General features: G+C 44.8%; 22 protein-coding genes. 9 read left to right on the top strand and 13 right to left on the bottom strand.

Annotated elements, in window-relative coordinates; genetic code table 11:
- The first annotated feature begins 4 nt into the window (after positions 1–4).
- The 5 genes from B9N86_RS10260 to B9N86_RS10280 all read left to right on the top strand — a co-directional run bounded on the left by B9N86_RS10260 (position 5) and on the right by B9N86_RS10280 (position 3,596).
- On the top strand, positions 5–364 hold the full coding sequence (locus tag B9N86_RS10260; RefSeq protein WP_244563022.1) for a PqqD family protein: 360 nt from the start codon (positions 5–7) through the stop codon (positions 362–364).
- Between the two features lie 66 nt (positions 365–430).
- A complete protein-coding gene (locus B9N86_RS10265; RefSeq protein WP_208918977.1) occupies positions 431–1,330 on the top strand; it encodes an ABC transporter ATP-binding protein in 900 nt (299 codons plus the stop codon).
- A complete protein-coding gene (locus B9N86_RS10270) occupies positions 1,327–2,061 on the top strand; it encodes a hypothetical protein (protein WP_244563023.1) in 735 nt (244 codons plus the stop codon). The genes B9N86_RS10265 and B9N86_RS10270 overlap by 4 nt, the downstream gene beginning before the upstream one ends.
- Positions 2,062–2,137: 76 nt before the next feature.
- Positions 2,138–2,614, top strand: a complete 477-nt coding sequence (locus tag B9N86_RS10275; RefSeq protein WP_244563024.1) for a hypothetical protein — start codon at positions 2,138–2,140, stop codon at positions 2,612–2,614.
- Positions 2,615–2,675: 61 nt separating this feature from the next.
- Complete coding sequence (locus tag B9N86_RS10280; RefSeq protein ID WP_208918979.1) at positions 2,676–3,596, top strand: S-layer homology domain-containing protein; 921 nt, start codon at positions 2,676–2,678, stop codon at positions 3,594–3,596.
- A gap of 82 nt (positions 3,597–3,678) precedes the next feature.
- On the opposite strand, the gene B9N86_RS10285 is transcribed toward B9N86_RS10280, so the two are convergent.
- Both B9N86_RS10285 and B9N86_RS10290 read right to left on the bottom strand, forming a co-directional pair.
- Positions 3,679–5,784, bottom strand: coding sequence for an ABC transporter ATP-binding protein (locus B9N86_RS10285; RefSeq protein ID WP_208918981.1), 2,106 nt, complete (start codon positions 5,782–5,784; stop codon positions 3,679–3,681).
- Positions 5,785–7,542 carry an ABC transporter ATP-binding protein gene (locus B9N86_RS10290; RefSeq protein ID WP_208920200.1) on the bottom strand — a complete coding sequence of 586 codons (1,758 nt, stop codon included), beginning with the start codon at positions 7,540–7,542 and terminating at the stop codon, positions 5,785–5,787.
- 527 nt (positions 7,543–8,069) lie between these two features.
- On the opposite strand from B9N86_RS10290, the gene B9N86_RS10295 reads away from it, so the two are divergent.
- The gene (locus B9N86_RS10295) at positions 8,070–8,375 is read left to right on the top strand and encodes a HesB/YadR/YfhF family protein (RefSeq protein WP_208918989.1); all 306 of its coding nucleotides are present in this window, start codon (positions 8,070–8,072) and stop codon (positions 8,373–8,375) included.
- Positions 8,376–8,427: 52 nt separating this feature from the next.
- Positions 8,428–8,880 carry an NUDIX domain-containing protein gene (locus tag B9N86_RS10300; RefSeq protein ID WP_208918991.1) on the top strand — a complete coding sequence of 151 codons (453 nt, stop codon included), beginning with the start codon at positions 8,428–8,430 and terminating at the stop codon, positions 8,878–8,880.
- A gap of 105 nt (positions 8,881–8,985) precedes the next feature.
- Here the strand turns inward: B9N86_RS10300 and B9N86_RS10305 are convergent, their stop codons facing one another.
- Positions 8,986–9,486, bottom strand: a complete 501-nt coding sequence (locus B9N86_RS10305) for an ADP-heptose synthase (protein WP_208918993.1) — start codon at positions 9,484–9,486, stop codon at positions 8,986–8,988.
- A 175-nt stretch (positions 9,487–9,661) separates the two neighbouring features.
- On the opposite strand from B9N86_RS10305, the gene B9N86_RS10310 reads away from it, so the two are divergent.
- A complete protein-coding gene (locus B9N86_RS10310; protein ID WP_208918995.1) occupies positions 9,662–11,407 on the top strand; it encodes an ABC transporter ATP-binding protein in 1,746 nt (581 codons plus the stop codon).
- A 160-nt stretch (positions 11,408–11,567) separates the two neighbouring features.
- On the opposite strand, the gene B9N86_RS10315 is transcribed toward B9N86_RS10310, so the two are convergent.
- From B9N86_RS10315 to B9N86_RS10345, 7 genes are all read right to left on the bottom strand, one after another.
- Positions 11,568–12,773, bottom strand: coding sequence for a DUF6080 domain-containing protein (locus B9N86_RS10315; RefSeq protein WP_244563025.1), 1,206 nt, complete (start codon positions 12,771–12,773; stop codon positions 11,568–11,570).
- A 127-nt stretch (positions 12,774–12,900) separates the two neighbouring features.
- Positions 12,901–13,221: an EamA family transporter gene (locus B9N86_RS10320; protein ID WP_208918999.1), complete on the bottom strand. Its 321-nt coding sequence runs from the start codon at positions 13,219–13,221 to the stop codon at positions 12,901–12,903.
- Entirely contained in the window at positions 13,211–13,552 is a 342-nt protein-coding gene (locus B9N86_RS10325; RefSeq protein WP_208919001.1) for an EamA family transporter, read from the bottom strand. The genes B9N86_RS10320 and B9N86_RS10325 overlap by 11 nt, the downstream gene beginning before the upstream one ends.
- A complete protein-coding gene (locus B9N86_RS10330) occupies positions 13,540–14,190 on the bottom strand; it encodes an HAD-IB family hydrolase (protein WP_342193780.1) in 651 nt (216 codons plus the stop codon). Before B9N86_RS10330 ends, B9N86_RS10325 begins: the two co-directional genes overlap by 13 nt.
- Before the next feature lie 9 nt (positions 14,191–14,199).
- Positions 14,200–15,111 carry a decaprenyl-phosphate phosphoribosyltransferase gene (locus B9N86_RS10335; protein WP_208919005.1) on the bottom strand — a complete coding sequence of 304 codons (912 nt, stop codon included), beginning with the start codon at positions 15,109–15,111 and terminating at the stop codon, positions 14,200–14,202.
- Positions 15,112–15,273: 162 nt separating this feature from the next.
- Positions 15,274–15,717, bottom strand: a complete 444-nt coding sequence (locus B9N86_RS10340; protein WP_208919007.1) for a DUF441 domain-containing protein — start codon at positions 15,715–15,717, stop codon at positions 15,274–15,276.
- Positions 15,718–15,759: 42 nt separating this feature from the next.
- Positions 15,760–16,737, bottom strand: a complete 978-nt coding sequence (locus B9N86_RS10345; RefSeq protein ID WP_208919008.1) for a YpdA family putative bacillithiol disulfide reductase — start codon at positions 16,735–16,737, stop codon at positions 15,760–15,762.
- A 236-nt stretch (positions 16,738–16,973) separates the two neighbouring features.
- Here B9N86_RS10345 and B9N86_RS10350 point away from each other — a divergent pair, with 236 nt between their 5' ends.
- Positions 16,974–17,570 (top strand): DUF2087 domain-containing protein, encoded by a 597-nt coding sequence (locus B9N86_RS10350; RefSeq protein WP_208919010.1) that lies wholly within the window; start codon positions 16,974–16,976, stop codon positions 17,568–17,570.
- A gap of 99 nt (positions 17,571–17,669) precedes the next feature.
- On the opposite strand, the gene B9N86_RS10355 is transcribed toward B9N86_RS10350, so the two are convergent.
- The 3 genes from B9N86_RS10355 to B9N86_RS10365 are packed head-to-tail and all read right to left on the bottom strand — an operon-like array spanning position 17,670 to position 19,388.
- Entirely contained in the window at positions 17,670–18,518 is an 849-nt protein-coding gene (locus B9N86_RS10355; RefSeq protein WP_208919012.1) for a DUF4097 family beta strand repeat-containing protein, read from the bottom strand.
- Positions 18,515–19,066, bottom strand: a complete 552-nt coding sequence (locus B9N86_RS10360; RefSeq protein ID WP_208919014.1) for an HAAS signaling domain-containing protein — start codon at positions 19,064–19,066, stop codon at positions 18,515–18,517. Before B9N86_RS10360 ends, B9N86_RS10355 begins: the two co-directional genes overlap by 4 nt.
- A gap of 1 nt (position 19,067) precedes the next feature.
- The gene (locus B9N86_RS10365) at positions 19,068–19,388 is read right to left on the bottom strand and encodes a PadR family transcriptional regulator (protein ID WP_208919024.1); all 321 of its coding nucleotides are present in this window, start codon (positions 19,386–19,388) and stop codon (positions 19,068–19,070) included.
- Between the last annotated feature and the right edge of the window lie 199 nt (positions 19,389–19,587).

Raw genomic sequence — 19,587 nt, forward strand, 5'->3', positions numbered from 1 at the left:
TCTATTGGGTCGAAATCGAAATAAAAAACACAAAGAAGTTCAGAACCTGCTCAGTATGGTACCTTTACTTAAAGATGGTTTGACTATGGATAACGGGAATATGATTGTTTTTGTTCCACGTCAGTCCTGGGTCGAACGCCAAGCCGTTCGATTTCTGAAGCAACCGGCTGTTATTCAGGTGAAGCTTGATGATTTGGGGGCAGCGGTGACCACGATGTGCGATGGAAATCACTCCGTATCCGATATTGCTGCAGCAATCCGAGCCGAATTCGGGGATGACGCAGAACCTCTTTTGCCCCGCCTAGTCAAGTTTATCGAACTCATGGAAGTAAACAACTGGCTCGAATGGAGTTGGAGGCAATGATGACGGGGTATTGTATCTGTCTGTGATACAATAAGCTAAAAAGACGATACAGGAGTAATAGGATCTATGAAGGAACTAATTGTATTAGACAAGGTCAGTAAATTGTTTGGCAGGCATGAGGCGATACGGGATGTTTCCTGGCGCATAAGCCGAGGGGAATGTGTTGCGGTTACCGGTAGCAATGGAGCGGGTAAGAGTACTCTTCTGCACCTGATTGCAGGTCTTGCTGTTCCTTCCCGCGGAAAGAGAATTGTAAGTGTGAGCAACCTGCGAATTGGATATGTGCCTGAGCGTTTCCCGGGTCTGCGCTTTTCCCCTGAAGAATATTTGGTTCATGCTGCAAGGATTCAAGGAATGAGCAGACAGGAAGCACTACGCAATATAGAAGGTGTCCTGTCTTTGTTCCAAATGCAGCAACATGCCAAGCGAAGGATGAATCAATTCTCTAAAGGAATGCTGCAAAAGGTGAACCTCATGCAGGCCATGTTGGGTGCACCTGACTTGTTAATGTTAGATGAGCCGTTGTCGGGTTTGGACGAGCCTTCACAGCATGATATGATCACGGTTCTGGGTGAAATCAAAAATCAAGGGACAGCTATAGTGATGTCTGTACACGAACCGCTGCTGACCGCAGCATTGGCTGATAGAGTTGTTGTCATGAAGCAAGGGTTGATTATACGTGATGCATTTTATGAAAATGGTGAAGTGGCAGCAGGAACAAAACTGGCTTTCCGTGGCATTTCGCCTGAAGCAATGCGGAATCTAGAGATGATGAACGGTTTCTTGTACTGGATATCGAGAGGATCTCCGTCTGAAGCCGTGGTTAAAAAAGAAAGTTCGGATGATTTTTTGTTATATGTGCTTAGGGCAGGCGGTTCCGTGATATCGCTGCAGCCACTGCCTGAGGAACAGGCTAAACGGCTGGAGTATGCACTTCCCGCTTTAAGAGAGGCGGTGGAGGGATGATCAGCTGGCCGCTGCTTCGATATTTGCTGGCGAGTTATACTCGATCAAATCGTTATTTTCCACCGATCGCTTTCATAATTATATCCGTATTGATTTTGTACTCCTATAAGCCAAACCCGGTGATGGACAGTTATGCAGTGACGTCTTCTTTACTGTTTATCGGCTGCGCTTGGTTAGGCACAAATTTTCTCAATCACGATCAAGGCCGGCAGAATGTTCTGCTTATTTTACATACCGGAAGTGCGAAAGTATTTTATGTTACGCAGTATGCTGTGCTTGTTCTGATATGCAGTATCATTAGCACTGCAACGGTTGTCTATCCGATGTTTACAGGCATGTTTGACGAGCCAGTAGGCTGGTCACGTTTCGTCATTGCTCTCATGGCTCATATTTCACTCTCAGGGCTTGGAGCGGCAGTTGCACTGTTTTTTCAGTCCGGGTGGATCGAGAATCAGGGAAGAGCAACAGGACTAATGTTAATTCTTATTGTGCTGTCTATCGCAGGACTATCGCTTGCCGATTCGCTACCGGCTAGCATCAGTATTCTAGTATATTTACTTCCTCCGGCATCGCCGATGATTGATATGCTGATGCATTCGGATCAGCGCGGGATAGCCCGCAGCATATACACGCTTCTTTTTTCATTCGGATATACAGCTGTACTGCTCATAATTTATCTTAAAGCCGCTCTAGCGAAGGATGCTGCGGAATTAATTAGAAAAGCAGGTTGATGAAGGATGAATCTTCCTTTACGATAAAGGAGTAGGAAAGGTGAACACGAAAAAGCAGCCTATTTAACAGGAGGAAATGATGAAACAGACACGACTGCTGGACAGTGACCACTCCAAAGAGCTGTTTGCCTATTTCGGATTGGCGGTATACTACTCACAGGCCTTGGAGCAGCAGCTGGCGAACCTGCTGATGCTTATCAAGCTGTCGAAGGGTAAGGTACCTTCGGAAGAGGACATTGCACAATTGTATCAACGTAAACTGAGCAGCTCCTTAGGTCAGCTGGTTCAGGAAATACAGCATTACTTCCCTTTTTCTGAAGAAGAAACTCTACAGCTGAAAGAAGTATGGAAACAGCGTAATCATATCGTTCATGACTATTTTAAAGAACGGATTCACGAAACATTCAGTCCTGCCGGACGGTCGCGGATGATCCGGGAGCTAACGGCCTTTAAGGATCAAGCCCAAGCTCTGGAACAGAAGCTACAGGGCTACTCCAGAGAAATGTATGTCAAATTAGGATTAGAAGCAGATAAAGAAGGCCCCCTGTTTTAATTGTATTTTTATGAAACAATTTCCATGAACCTTGCGTCAGAGATTATAGGAGGTGTAAGTTATGACAAAAACTACAAAAATAATATCAGCTTTACTCATCACATCTTCGCTTCTTGGCGCAGGGGCTGCCTCAGCATCGGCGTTCTCAGATATCGAGGATAGTGGAAACCAAGCTATTGTGAAATCTCTGCAGGATAAAGGAATCATTCAGGGCATAACCACTGATAAGTTTGCTCCACAAAAAACGATTACGTCAGCCCAGGCTGTTCAAATGGTCGTAAAGGCCACAGGGCTTAAAGAGTTACCCAATTTCAGCGGAAAATCATTCAGCAGCGTTCCGGACGGCGCATGGTATGCGGATGCCGTTAATATTGCCGCCCAGCACGGTCTACCGGTTTCGGCTGATACGAAGTGGAACGAGCCGATGGCCCGTGAGGATTTTGCAAATCTGCTTGCGACTGCGGTTCAGAAGACGGGTAACTATCCTGTTATTATGATGTACATCAATATTGCGGACGAAAGTCAGATGAAAGAAGAGAACCGCGGTGCTGTGCAATTTTTGCTCCTGACCAAAATTGCTGAGCTGGATAAGGGAGGCAAGTTCCACCCACAACAGAAATTAACTCGTATGGAAGCAGCCAAGCTAACTCATGCGGCAATGCAGTTTATTAAAGATCATAAGCAGGATAACGTCGGTAAGGTAGAGCAGGATGGAGACGATATTTCGACTCAAATTGTCAAAGTCAACGATAAGGTGAACAAGGTTGTCATTACAAAAGACAATCTTCCTAATCCAGGTTACGGAATTGCTGTTACATCGATTGATTTTATAAGTGACAAGCAAGCGATTGTCTACTATAAGGTAGTTCAGCCGGATCCGAATAAAATGTATCCGCAGGTTATTTCTAAATCATCAGCAGAAGTTTATGTGTCATCACAGTACGACATCAAGGTTAAAGGAGTGTCGATGAGGAATCTTTGATTCATCACACATTTAACAGACAGAGGGGGTGACCCAGGTCAATGGACCTTTGGGACACCCCCTTTTTCTTTTTCAATACGTATTAAGCATTTCCGGTTGCAAGGTTTACAGCTGTGCCTGCAGCGACTGCTTCTTTGTCGTCTTTGGGCTGCTGCACAGATCCTTGCTGAAGCTGGTACATTTTATAGTAACGGCCGCGAAGCTCCATGAGATCATCATGCGAACCTTTCTCAACAATTTCTCCCTGGTGGAGGACGAGAATCTGATCCGCGCTGCGGATGGTAGACAGGCGGTGAGCGATGATGAATGTGGTGCGCCCTTTCTTGAGAACTTCAAGCGCATCTTGAATCAGTGCTTCTGTTTCTGTATCGATATTGGCTGTCGCTTCATCCAGGATAAGGATTGCCGGATTAAATGCTAAGGCACGTGCGAAGGAGATCAGCTGCCGCTGCCCAGCGGAAAGCGTGCTGCCTTTTTCGATGACAGGTTCATCAAATCCCTGCGGAAGGTGTGCAAGCAGTCTATCCGCTCCAACATCACTCAGCGCCTTGTTGACCTGTTCACGGGTGATTTCTGCATCTCCGAGACTTACGTTGGAAGCGATCGTGCCGGTGAACAAATACGGGTCTTGCAGAACGATCCCCATATGCTGACGAAGCCACTGCTTCGGAATGTCGGTAACAGGCTGACCGTCAATGGTAATGGTCCCTTTCTGGGGATCGTAGAAACGGAACAGCAGGTTGATGATGGAGCTTTTGCCTGATCCCGTATGTCCTACGAGAGCAACCGTCTGTCCCTGTTTTGCTTCGAAAGAAATATCCTTCAGAACATAGTCTTTTTTATAGGCAAAAGACACATTCTTGAACTCCACATTGCCCAAATAGCGGGGCATAGAGCCGTCGGTAACTCGTTCGCCCGTTTCATCCATCAGTTCAAACACCCGTTTCGCGGATACAATGGATGAATCCAATGCAGCGAGCTGATTGACCATACCCGTAATAGGCTGGAACATCCGGCCCATGAGATCCACGAAGGCGTACAGCACACCGATGGAGACGATGCCTGTGCCATCCAGAGAAGCTGCTCCGAAATACCACAGGATGACAACAAGCGAAATATTGCGAAGTACATTCACCAGGTTGTGAGTTGTTAGCGAGTTCAGATTCAGCATCTTGTTCTGATGAGCCATATAATCTTCGTTTAAAGCTTCAAACTCTTCCTGAGTCGCTTTTTGGCGGCGGAAAACACGTATAATCGGCATTCCTTGAATGGATTCGTTGATGATGGCGTTGATCTCACTTAAGCGAGATCGGATAATGACATTGTATTTTGTTGCAAATTTACGATAGAGGACTGTCCATATGATAAGCATCGGAATGACGAACAAGCTGATCAATCCAAGCTTCACATCCAGAAGGAACAGGGCCGCGTATACTCCAGTGATGTAAATGATGCCAGATGCGAAGTTCGAGAGTACGGCAACAAAAAGATCTTTGACTGCTTCCGTATCGTTGGTTACCCGTGAAACAACCTTTCCAGCTGGAAGGTTATCAAAGAAATGTACGGGCAGCCGCTGAATATGGGCGTACACATCGGTACGAAGCTTTTGGATGACACGGTTGGCGGAAGACTGCAGCCAATAGGTTTTGGCAAACACCGTAATCATGGATACAAGTATGGCGATCAGAAATAGGCCCACCAGCTTGTAAATGTCAGGTAACTCCGGCTCATAAAATGCGAACAATTCGGAGGTGGACAGCTTGCCAGCTGGGTACTGAGCGCTTTCACTCCCATAAGTTATCGTCATTGTCCCGTCACGAAATGTACGTTCACCTTCTGCGCGAACAACTTGTTCATTAATGAAATAAAAGCTTTTTCCGGCTTGAAGAATACGAACTTCCTGGCCCTGAGACTCACCCTCCTTGAAGCGATCCCCCCGTTTATAGTACTTGCCGTTATAGGAGGCAGCCTGTTCGGCGCTCGTTGTTTCGTAATAGGGTTTCTCAATGCCTAAGACATGATTGTCGATCATGTTCTTGGCGATGAAAGGACCAGCGAGTTCAGCCGCCACACCAATGGCAAGCATGATCAATGCGGCAATAAAAGTTCCTTTAGCAGTTAGTGCATACCGGAAAAGCCTTTTGGCAATTCCAGAATCATTCGATATCGTTTGATCGGTCGGAGTCAATTAAGACACCTCCTCAGAGGTCAGATTGTTTTCGACTTGCTGGCGTTCAAATTGCTCACGGTACCAACCATTCATTGCCAGCAGCTGTTCGTGAGTACCCTGCTCAGTAATGCGTCCATCATCAAGCACAACGATCCAATCGGCATGCTGTACAGCGGATAAGCGGTGGGTAGATATTAATGTTGTTTTTCCTGCGCGTTTGCAGCGAATATTCTCGATAATTCTTGCCTCTGTCCGGGCATCAACCGCGGAGAGAGCATCGTCCAGAATTAATATATCCGGGTCGGAAATGAAAGCTCGTGCTAGTGACACGCGCTGCTTCTGACCGCCGGAAAGAGCAACGCCTTTTTCACCGACAAGAGTGTCAAGACCGTCAGAGAGAGTATTTAGGTCCCGGTCAAAAGCTGCTGTTGAAATGGCATCCATAATCACGTCGTCTGAGGCATCTTTTTTACCGAACTGAATGTTTTGTCTTACCGTTTTCGAAAAAAGGATTTGCTCTTGGGGAACATAACCAATCCAACTGTGAAGACGGTCCTTGGACAGCATTTCAATAGGTGCGCCGGAGATGAGAATTTCTCCCGATCCGGTAGGATATTCGTGCAATAGCTGTTTCAGAAGTGTTGATTTGCCGCTGCCGGTACGTCCGACAACTCCGAGTGTCTGGCCTTTCTGGAGCGTAAGTGAAACATCACTCAGATTATCGACTGTTGAGGTCGGATACCGGAACGTTACTTCTTTAAGCTCGATCGAATCCGGCGAGACGATATCAACTGGTTCTGCAGGATCTACAACATCAGGTGGCACGGATAGAGTGTCGTTCACACGATCCAACGAAGCGTTACCACGCTGCATGATATTAATGAGTTCTCCGATGGCGAACATGGGCCAGATCATCATCCCGAGGTACATGTTGAAGGATACGAGATCTCCTAAGGTGATTTGATTCTGGAATACCATATATACGCCATAAGCAAGGCCAATCACGTAACTTAAGCCAATTGAGAAGTTAATGGTGGGCTCGAATAGGGCATCTACCTTGGCGACAGCTAGGTTTTTGCGGTAAACATCATCTGTTATTTCCTGAAAACGTTGCTGATCTTCGCGTTCCTGCACATATGCACGAACAACACGGATGCCGGCTACGGATTCCAACACCTGATCGTTCATAACGCCAAAAGCATCCTGAGCGGCAGTGTAACGCTTGTGGATCGCCTTACCGTAGATAACCATTCCTACTGCGATAATAGGAAGTGGAAGAATGGCAGCTAGCGTCAGCTTCCAGCTGACGATGAATCCCATAGCGAAAAGAATGACAATGAGGTAGACCGTTGAGTCGGTCATAACCAGCATGCCGAAACCGGCGGTTGCAGCAACGGAACGGAGATCGTTCGTAGCTTTTGCCATCAGGTCTCCGGTACGGTTCTTTTCGAAGAATGGTGGAAGCATTCCGAGAAGATGGTTCATATAACGTGTGCGAAGCAGTCGTTCCACAAGGTTGGCACCGCCAAAAATACGGTGCATCCATATGTATGTACCGAGATAGATGACTGCAACGGTTCCCATAATCATCAGTAAATACTTGGCGAGAGATGCCCATGATATCGTGCTGGTTACGATATCATCGATGGCGTTGCCAAGCAGAAGCGGTGGTATCAGTTCAAGCAAGCCGCAAAAGATGAGAAAGAACAAACCAATCAGGTATCTTTTCTTCTCAAGCTTGAAAAACCATCCTAAATTTTTTAGTACAGCGAACAAAATAATCCCTTCCTTTCGTATGCCGGGTTGTAAATGAAGTTCTCCTGTTAAACCCAAAAAAGCATACCATCCCGAAAACGGACGATATGCTTCAATCATTAACTTATCATGCGCGCGGTTATAGTAACGGCAACCGTGCGTTAGAGATACTTACAGTTCAACATCAATCCATGATTACACTTTAGAATTGAGGGTTCACCAGCAGGGTGTCGTCAGTATTCAGTTGTGAGTTATGGCCCATAGGACGATGAGCAAAAACAATAAATTGATTGAACACTTTAACCACCCTTTCGTTTAAATTTACAATTAATTGAAGAAGACTTCGTATGGACTGAATTCTATCATCGCAAACCCGAAAATGTCAAACCTATTTTTTGAAATATCCGGAAAAAGCCGTGCAGCCTGATTTATTCATTTATCGTACATAAAAGATTTGTAACCCCGTTCGGATATGCGTTATGATACATATACAATACAAAATAAAAGACCTGGGAACAGGCAACTAACTCAAAGGAGAGTGTGTTAGCATGATTATAGAGGTCAGCAATGACGCGGCGCGTTGGTACAAGAGAGAACTGGAACTGAACGCCGGCACGTTCATTCGCTTCTATCCACGCTACAGCTCCGGCGGCGGATTGCATCCCGGTTTTTCTCTCGGCATTTCCGTAGAAGAGCCGAATGATCCAGGAATTACGGAGCAGGCAGAGGATCTAACGTTTTACATGGAAGAACACGACATGTGGTATTTACAGGGATTTGATCTTCATGTGGAATATGAAGAATCCTTGGATGATATTTCTTATGTGTATAGAGAAGAAGGCGCAGTAAACTGACGAGTGTTGTGAGCTCGTGGCGCGCTACCCTAGGGGAAAGGAGGTTCCCGGGATGAGCGTATATCACCGTGATGTCCGTCAGTACATCGGCAAGAGGACGACGGTCGGAGTTAAAGCGGCTGTTATCGTGCAAAATGGCGATGGAGAGATTTTGCTTCTGAAACGACAGGGGAAGGAGGAATGGGGCCTTCCGATTGGCAGTATGAAGCCAGGCGAATCTATGGAGGACGCCGCATCGAGAGAACTATGGGAAGAGAGCGGTCTTATTGCGGATGATATGCGGTTAATCGATCTGTTATCAGGTCCACAGTATTTGAAAAAAAATTCAGGCGGAGATGAAGTGTATTATGTCATCGGTGTTTACGCTGCAATTGGGCTGCGCAGCGCCATTGAACTCCCTTTTGAGAGTGAGTTATCTCTAAAGTACTATGATCTGGAGAAACTGCCGATTATGGAACCCATTTCTGTTCATCTGATGGAAAAAATCAAAAAACAGATACGCTGAAGTTCTGTTTGATGGTATTACCATCTGGCGTTGCGATTCCCCGAAAGGGGAATTTTTCGTGTAAAATAGTACCCCTTGCTTTTTCAAAGAGCAAGGGGTACTATTTTATGTTGGTTCTTCTAGAGCGAAGTCAAAGTCATCAATGTCATAAACCTGAACTGGGATAGATGCATCTATAATACGTTGAATCAACTCATACTGATCTGTAAGTATAGGGGCTTCAATTCGCTGTGCTGCCATGATAAGCTCGGTTTCTACGGGATCAAACAATTCCCCATAAGGAGCCGTGTCCAGAGCGTTCAGAATGGTTACGATGGTCATGTCACCAACTGGAATAGAGGGGCTTTTTGCCCAAGGTAGCTGAAGGGCCCGATCAATCTTTTTTTTGTTGAGCGGCTCTTCGAAATATTGGATGAGCTCATTAATCTTCCTCCGGACATGCTGGTCATCCGGACCGGTGTGCATGAGCGGCTCGTCGCTGCTTTTCAACTCGTATAATTCCAGGACTGTTTTATAGGGAATGATGTATTCTACGGGCTTTGTAGGCACCAGAAGTTGTCCATAAATTGCGAGCATAACGGCTTCTGTAACAAATAGTGTACTCATGTTTATCCTCCTGCTGGGCACTGCATTTATAAAGTAAGTTTAAAGATAATAAAGCATTGAAGCGGGCAAAAGTCAACAGCGGGTCTTATTCGGGTAATGAAAGGTGAAGCCTTTGACTTGTGATTATTACATACCGCAGCTAGAAAGATGCACAAGAAAGGGGTCGTTATTGCCTTTGAAATCATGGAAAATTTACTATCCATTCGTTAAGCCTTATCTTAAATGGATCATATTGACACTTATCATCGGGATGATCAAGTTTTCAATTCCGCTGCTTCTCCCAATGATTATGAAGTATGTGGTCGATGATCTTCTCATTAGCTCTCAGATGGACGTGCAGCAGAAGCTGGACCAGCTCATGCTTGTGCTCGGGGGTACCTTGGTGTTATTTATCGTTGTCCGTGGCCCGGTAGAATATTTCCGGCAGTATTTTTCCTCCTTTATTACGAGCCGTATTTTATTTGATATGCGAAATCGTCTATACGCTCATCTTCAGCGCCTGTCCCTGAGATACTATCAGAATACGAAAGTAGGGGAAGCGATATCCCGATTCATTAACGATGTGGAGCAGTCGAAGAACCTCGTTGAAGTTGGAATGATGAACATCTGGCTGGATATGTTCACCTTGATATTTGTCCTTGTTGTGATGTTCTTGATGAGCCCGGTTTTGACGCTCGTTGCGATCTCGGTTCTGCCGCTGTATGCCATTGCGGTTAACCTGCTGTACAAACGCCTTAAAAAGCTGACAAAAGACCGATCGCAGGCGCTTGCGGGAATCCAGGCTTATCTGCATGAGCGAATTCAAGGCATTTCGGTCATCCGAAGTTTTACGCTTGAGCGTTATGATCAGGCAAAGTTCGAAAAGATAAACGGCAACTTCTTGGAAAAAGCGATGGCTCAGACACGATGGAACGCATTGACGTTCTCTATTATTAATACCTTGACGGACATTGCGCCAATACTCGTTATCGGTTACGGGGGGTATCGGGTCATTCAAGGGGATTTGACCTTGGGTACGTTCGTTGCGTTTTTCGGATATTTGGACAGGCTTTATGCACCTTTACGCAGACTTATTAATTCATCTACAGTGTTAACACAGGCAACAGCTTCATTGGAGCGTGTTAAGGAACTGCTGGACGAGCCGTATGATATCGTGGACGCACCCCATGCTAAAAAGATTTCATCCGCAGGCCGGATTGAATTTGACCACGTCTGGTTTCAATATAACGAAGATGCGGGTTGGGTGCTGAAGGATATTAATCTTACGATAGAACAGGGTCAGACAGTCGCTTTTGTCGGGATGAGTGGGGGAGGAAAGTCCTCTTTGATTAGTCTTATACCAAGGTTTTACGATGTCCAGCAGGGCAGTGTGAAAATTAACGGAGACGATGTCCGGATGGTCACCCTTGACAGCCTGCGCGGCTCCATCGGGATGGTGCTGCAGGACAACTTCTTGTTCAGCGGTTCCGTCCGTGAGAACATTTTGTTTGGTAATCCTAATGCGAGTGAAGAAGAAATCGTTGCAGCTGCAAAATCAGCTAACGCGCATGAGTTTATAACCAACTTACCGCAGGGGTACGACACCGAGGTCGGGGAGCGGGGCGTGAAGCTGTCCGGTGGACAGAAACAGCGGCTCGCGATTGCACGCGTATTTCTGAAGGACCCGGATATACTTGTTCTGGATGAAGCTACATCAGCTCTGGATTTGGAATCCGAGCATCTGATCCAGCAGGCGCTTCAATCACTGTCGACGAACCGGACAACATTGATCGTTGCTCACCGTTTATCTACGATTACTCATGCCGATATGATTGTCGTGTTGGAGAATGGGCAGATTACAGAGAAGGGGACTCATAACGAGTTGATGGAAATGAACGGAAGCTACGCAAGGCTGTATAATGTGCAGTATTTGGAATCCTAGAATGAGTATGATGGAATCATATCAATGGTAGTTTTAATAGAATCATGAATATTCATAGAGTTTAATATATGTTAAAACGTGCCGGCCAATGATTCTTGGCCGGCACGTTTGATTTTGTGTTTCACGATTCGTACTCGTAGCGTCTCATAACAATCAAGGATTACTTATCCTGCTGCGTAATGACATCCGTATACGAGGACTGGATAATGTCCAGCGTTGCATTCTGCTTAACGATATTGTTAGCGAGTGTAGTGAGCAGAAAGAGGGCAATCACGCCGAGCATGACTCTTTTGACAGTCACATTTCGAATGCTAGAAATAAAGCCAGCAGCAAGAATAAAGAAAGCAAACAAATAGTGCCCTGCGTATAAATACAGGTCATATTGGAATGTAGTAAGTCCGAATCCGACAACGATATGAAGAACAAACGCGAACAAGATATAAGTAGCAATAGCCCATGTTTCCCGAGTCTTGATTCCTTTTATGAATCCAAGCACTGCAAGCAAGAATAGGCCAATTCCTACAATATGTACATAGAAGGGATAAGGCTTGCTAAGATCGGTTGCAAAAGCAACGATTCCTGGGTCAATCAAGGCAACGTCTGGTGTCAAAACAGGACTCACAACGAGCATATAGAATGCTTTGGCGTGGTGCGCGAATGAGAATGGTGTTACATAACCTAGAGCGCCATTCGATAGTCCGCCAAAAACATTCGATAGCCATGTCTTACCGGAAAACAGCACATATTGCAGCGCTGTAAAACCGATGATCATCAGCAGGGCGCTGATCATAATGGTCATAAACCGCCGGAACGTTGTTTTTTTGCTTCTGAGGTCAAAGAGGCTGAAGAAAAGAGCACCGGCAAACGTGACCACATTCGTTGAGGTGATCCCCAAATTAATCAGTGTAAAAGAAGCATTCGGAATGATTGAGAAAGACTGTTCTGCTCGGCACTTCTGTAAGTATGCAGCTGAGAGTACAATTACAAATTGAGCGTAAGAATAGGAGTCTGGAATTAAGGACGTAAAGATACTATACGAGCTTACTCCGAAAAAGGCCGAGAACAGCAGCGAAACCGATATATCTGAACCGCTTCTGCGCAACATAAAATAAACAATTGTCGTTGTAAGTGCATTGATCCCAGATTGCAGTAGCAGGTATAGCATGTTGCCTATGGAGTGGCTTGATAAGTATGTCAGTGGTGCTGTAAGGAAATTGATAAACGGATGAATGATCGTGGCCGCCTGTTTTCCGTATTCCATAGATGGATCAAAATTAAACAGATTCAGCGGAAATGGTGCACCGTAAAAGGGGCTGTAAGTACCTAACATCTCCGCGTTATCTTTAATGTACTGCACATAAGGCATATTTAAAAAGATATAAAACAAACAAAAGATGATCCATAAAAATAGGGCTGTATAATTATCTTTCCTGTCCCTAAAAAAATAATTGTTAAAAGTCATGTTAACCACCAATCTTTAAACGATTTTATATTTACCATATCAAGAGCAGCAAACCTGAGATAATAAAGGCAACACCTGCAATCTTGATAATTCCGATCGATTCTTTAAAAATGATTTTGGCAAACAACAATGCCCACAGAAAGGTTAAGGCATTAGCCGGCATAACGATCGTATATGGGAGCTCTTTCAGCAGATATATGTTCAATAGTGCGCCGATTCCATAAGACGCAAAGCCGAAGAACAGCAGGAGGAGTTGTTTTTTTGAGGTGTAGCCTTTAAAGAATACACTGCCGAGGGAACCGAATAAGGTCATCGCGAACAAAAGAGCGTACAAAAGCGGTTCATTTTTCATAAGAGGTTAAAGTCACCCCGATCCCGAGGAGGACAACAGCCGCCGTCTTTTTTATTGTGATAGGCTCTCCAAGAAACAGGTCTCCGTAAAACAGAGCAACAATATAGCTAATACACATCAGCGGGTAAGCAACTGATAGTTTTTCCAGAGCTAACGACTTAATCATAAAAATAGCGCCCAAACCATAACAAACAAATCCGATAGCCATATATATCAGGTCACTGTGGCCCCATTTCCAAAACAGTTGACCCGTTGCGGTCAGAAATGCGGACACTATCATCAACCATTTACCGATATGGCGGCGATGGCCTTTCTTGTTTATAAGCTCCATGTTAATCCCTCACACCCCGCTGTATGTTTATGACGATTAATCATATACTTTTGGTTCACTAATTGCAGCATGGGCATATCTGAGACGGAATCGGAGTATGCGCAGGATTGATCGTAGTCGATCATGATTCCCTTTTCATTGAGATAGGTTTTAATGCGAGTAACCTTCTCCTCACCCTTGCAGTTGTTTCCTTCAATCATATGGGTAAACTGCTCTCCACGTTTGACCAAATTCGTACCGATCACCCCATCCAGCTCGTCAAACTGGTTAAAAAATTTCATGTAAGCGTAAGGGGAAGCCGTGACCAGGAGGATATGATAGCCGTCCTCTTTTTTGTTTTTCATTTCCATTAAAGCTTCCGGGTATATATAAGGCTTGATCATCGTATTAAAGAAATGCTCCAGATCTTGTTCATTCATGTATTTTATAAAACGAAAATAAGAGCTCTTTGCCCGTTCTGCCTTCATCCATTTGAGTTTATAGAAAACAGAATAGATAACGACTAGAAATATGAGATAAAAGGAAGAAGGTTTTTTTTTCAGGCCAAAAAGCAAAAATTGAAACATCGAATCCTTCTGGATAATGGTCTTGTCGACATCAAATAAGGCAACCTTATGAGTCATTAGTACATACCCCATATCATTTAATTATTCAAAATAAGCTAAAATCCCGATTACACTCGCCACATAAATGAGCACGGTAACCAGTATATGCATATCTTCAAACAGGATACGGTCTGGTGAGCCGCCCTTTTTTTCAATATGAATGAGATAAAGATATCGGAACATCCCATAAATAACGAGCGGTATGGTCCACATCAGATGAATCGTTCTGCCGGATGTAAAGGTGAACAGAGAATAACTGATGATGGTGGCCGTTGTAACAATTCCGCTAAATTGATCCAGTAGCTCCAGGGAGTAGTGATCGAGCACTTTTCGATGGGATCCCTTTTCATTTTGAAGCAATACGAGCTCATGACGTCGTTTTCCAATCGCGAGAAAGAGAGAAAGCAGCATGGTACACAACAAAAACCAAGGTGTAAACGGAACATGAATGACTAATCCGCCGGCGATAGCACGCAGAACAAATCCTGCAGCAATGATCATAATATCGATAATGACAACATGCTTTAACCGTAAAGAATAACCCACGTTCATTACGAAGTACAATCCAAGAAGCCCGGTAAACAAAGGGTTAAGCACATAAGAGATCACCAGAGAAGACGTTAGCAGCAAAGCTCCAAACATCAAGGCTAGTGTAGGGTTTAGTCTACCTGAAGCCATGGGACGATGCCGTTTCACCGGATGATTCCGGTCAGCCTCTCGATCCATGTAGTCATTCACGATATAAACGCAGCCTGATACGAAGCAGAGAAGGAAGAATCCAATAATGCTATCGATCAGAGTAGATGCACTTACCGTTTCGAAAGAAAATAAGGGTGCTGCAAAAATAAGTAAGTTTTTCGTCCATTGTTTCGGCCTCAGCTGTTTAATAAGCAGAATTGGACTTTGTGAGTGAAAAACCGGTTGGCTAGCGTGTTTGTTTTGAGGGTGTTGCACGAGCTTTAGCCTCCTATAAATCTTCTAAATATAGTGGGTCGGTAAAATAGAGATATACTTCCAATATGTTCGTTATCATACCATAAATATACACAACATAAACAAGAGGCTGTCCCATTAGGTTTATTCCCAAGTGGGACAGCCTCTTGTACTCAGTGATTTCTATGACTTGCCAATTAACAGTGATAAAATACCGGCTGCAATGAGTGGTCCTACTGGAACACCGCGGAACAGAGCGACACCAAGGACCGTTCCGATCAATAGGCCGGCAACGATCGTTGGATTGGTTCCCATTAGCGTAGCTCCGCGCCCGCCTAAATAAGCAACCAGCATGCCTATGCCGATTGCGAGGAGGGATTTCCAGTTGAGAAAGGACTCACCAATGACCTGTAGGCTCATTTTTCCACTGGCTAAAGGAGACATGACCCCAATCGTCAGAATGATAATACCGATCGTAAGGCCGTATTTCTCCAGCCACGGAAAAGCTTGCTGGAAGCCGGTAACCCGAAGAAACAGCAGTACCAACATCGCAATGGTTATGGGAGAGTTACTGCTGATGATCCCAAGTGCGGCCATAGCCAGCAGGATGAGTGAGGTGACATCCATGGTGTACGCAAACTCCTTTGGTAAACTAATAATATTTGCAGTTTATGACTTGGTCATGAGGTGCTCGGCGATTAAACGTCCATGCAAACGTCCGGTTTCAATGAAAACTTCATTTGCATTCCGTCCAGATGCAATAACACCGGCAACATACAGTCCGGGAACTGTCGTTTCCATCGTCTCCGGATTGTAGTGCGGTTTTTCCATGTCTTCGTCCAGCTCCACACCGGAAGAAGCAAGTAGTTTACGGTCCGGCCGGAAGCCGGTCAGAGCGAGCACAAAATCATTATCAATCGATTGCTCATTACCATCATTAGAAGTAACGGTAATGGATGTTTCGCGAATCTCCGTAACACTAGACTCCACGTAAACCTTAATCTTTCCTTTAGTGACCAGGCCCTCGAACAGAGGGCGCACCCATGGCTTGATATTCTCGGACACTTCCTTGCCCCGGTAAATGACCGATACGTCCGCCCCGACGCGAATTAGTTCCATGGCCGCATCTACGGCAGAATTGCTACCGCCGATAATCGCTGTTTTCATGCCGGCATAGGGGTGAGCTTCCCGGAAATAGTGGGTCACTTTTTCCAAGTCTTCACCAGGAATGCCGATATAATTCGGATGATCGAAATATCCGGTGGAAATGACGACATTTTTGGCTTCACGATAGCTTTCTACGCCGCTGCGTTTGCGGGTATGTACACGAAAGGATCCGTCAGGAAGCTTCTCAATGGAAGTAGCTTCCTCGTATGGTGAGAGGTTAAGGTTGTAGTGCTTGGCGACTCTACGGTAGTATGCGAGTGCTTCGTCCCGATAGGGTTTGTCATTGGATATGGCAAATGGAATATTTCCGATCTCAAGCATTTCAGCAGTACTGAAAAATTGCATATGAGTCGGATACAGATAAATGGAGTGAACTACATTGTGTTTATCGATAAGTTCAGAGGACAGGCCACGCTTGCCGCATTCGATAGCTGCGGACAAACCACAAGGGCCGGCGCCGATGATTAGAACGTCTTGCATGATGAACCTCCTTAAGAAATAAACGTACATGAACAATCAGCACTAATAATCCTACCGCAATTATGGAGATAAATCCACCTTGAACGGCTGAGTTCGGACGATATTTCATCATAATTGAAGGATGTTGACAGGTTATTCTAATTTTATTATTATCTAATTAGATTGATATCGAATTTCAATGTTTTTAACTATTTTTTTAACCATTATCAGATGTTTGGAAGGAGGCGGATGTGTCAATGCAGCTCGAAAAGATTGTTAATGTCCATAAACTGTTAGGCGATCCTAACCGGATGAAAATATTAATGCTCCTAAATAGAGGAGAAATTAACGGCCAAGCCTTGGCCGAGAAACTGAGCTTATCACAGCCTACGGTTACACACCATGCTACTAAGCTGAGGGAGGCTGCATTAATCCGTGAACGAAGGGACAAGAACACCATTTATTTTTCCCTGAATCCGGAATTTATTGAGCAGGTTCATCAAGCGTCCTTGACGTTTATATTCGGGAAGGAGAGAGGGGATATTCCGATGGAAGATAAAGCATCCTCAGTAAAGGCAACCGTTCTAAGAAACTTTTTTGCGAAAGACGGGAGTCTGCGTCAAATACCGGCACAGTACAAGAAGAAACTGATTGTACTGGAGCATTTGGTCGAGAAGTTGGAATTCGGTAAAGAATATAGTGAGAAAGAAATAAATGAGTTCATCAAACAGTACCATGAAGACTTTGCAACGATCCGTCGCGAGTTTATCATGCATCATTTCATGTACCGGGACAACGGGATCTATGTGCTGAACCCGCGTGAAATGTGGAGCAACTGGGAAGAAGTGAAATAACTGTGCGGGTGATCATTTGTATGAACTAATCAACAAAACACCTTCCTTGGTTCGCTCTAATCGAATGAGGAAGGTGTTTTTCATGGTTATGGTGTTTTCTTAAGGAAGCTTAATATCGATATCGCCAGAATAGGTATCTGCTTTAATGGTATGTTTGCTTTCCTTAGGGGATTCCGGAATATTGACCGAACCGGAAAGAGTCTTCGTCTCATAAAAGCCGTTAAAACCTGGATCTGGTGTGATCTCGACATCTCCTGAGATTGTTGTTGCTGTAATGGATGATACAGCACGCTGACCGATCTCTACATCACCTGAGTAGGTCTCTAAATTTGCGGTACCTTCAATCTGTTTAAGATCAATCTCCCCAGAGAGGCTTGATGCTTGAACAGATGATCTGATATCGTCTCCTATAATATCTCCAGAGTGGGTATCAAGCTTCAATCCAGTTGCTTTAAGGTTTGTTAAATAGATACTGCCAGATAAGGAGGAAATATCGATGTTATTAGAAGTAGCTCCTTCAAGTTTAATATCGGCTGACATCGTCGAGATCGCGAGATCCTCCAGCTCCGTCTCTTTCGGGAGTGCTACATTGATTTTCCCCTTGGGTGATTTCAGATTAACGCTGAGAAACTGAGTGGTAGAAGGGGGAGTCAAGTCAATGGAGAACTCGGGTCCAACCGCAGTCAGCTCCTTCAATCGATCTATGACCTTCGGATGAACATTACCTTGAAACTCCACATAGCCTTCTCCGCCCGTGCTTGAACTGAATGAGATATCCACATCATAGTTGCTTGTAATGTGTAGCTTCTTGATTTCATCCGGATTAAGGGCCCAGGTTTGCTTATGTTCTGGATATTCATCCTCAAATTTGAATTTATGGTACGCCATGCCGACGACGCCTATTAATATAAGAACAAGAGCTGTTCCTACCAGAAATTTATGTTTCATTGTACGGTTCTTCCTTTCAACAGTCGTGTATTCCATCGTAAATAGCCCCTGAGCATAGCAAATAGCCCCAGGAAAATCCAACGTACAAGGTAGGCGAGCAATATTCCGACACCGATAAAGGATATGGACAGAAACAATTTCGCCGGATAAAAGGTACCGTTATATAGATATTCTATGAGCACCAGTACCGGACTAAATATGACGGCAGCTGCACCAGCGGCTATACCAATTCCGCCTGCCCAGAGTCCAATCTGTAAAGGCACGGCTACCAAAGCGCAGAAAAAAAGGCCAATTCCAATAAATAGTTGCCCTACTCCCGAAGGTGACCTCTGTAAATAAACAGGTGCTTCCGTAAAACGGTCTCCAAGCGCCTCACGCGCCATTTCGAACGGATCCCCGAGTTCACGGGCAATTTCCTCTTCGGAGCGGCCATTTTGCAAGCCAAATTGAAAGTGTGACTCCACATCGCTGAGAAGCTCACGTCGTTCGTCCGGATGAAGAGGGGAAAGTCTCGTTTCTAAGATGGATATAAATTGTTTTTTATTCATGCTAGTGTCCTTCCTCTATTAAATTGGTTACGTTACTGACAAATGCTCGCCATTCTTTAATCATGGCGTTCATGTATATCTCCCCATATTCCGTCAGGTGGTAATATTTACGGGGCGGCCCTTCTGATGATTCCTGAAGATAGGTGGTACAATATCCTTCATTAACAAGTCTGCGCAAAAGTGGGTATAGCGCGCCTTCGGCAACTTCGATGTGACGGGATACGGACTGTGCCAGTTCATAGCCGTATTGATCCTTGCGGTGGATGAGCACAAGCACACACAGTTCAAGGACTCCTTTTTTAAATTGAATACTGACATCCAAAACGTTTCCTCCAATCACGATAAGAATTGAACATGAACCGGTACTGATTATTATTCATTAGCTGATATACAGAGAATAACACTAGGTACTGAATAATGCAAGGTACTGATGCGTAATATTTCCAATTTTTATGTGTGTTCACCAAGAAATTATTATCATCGTTTATTGACAGAGTCAGGACTGACGTTGTTTGTAGAGC

Origin of the sequence: Paenibacillus uliginis N3/975 (assembly GCF_900177425.1) — a bacterium.
GTDB classification, from domain to species: Bacteria; Bacillota; Bacilli; order Paenibacillales; family Paenibacillaceae; genus Paenibacillus_AQ; species Paenibacillus_AQ uliginis.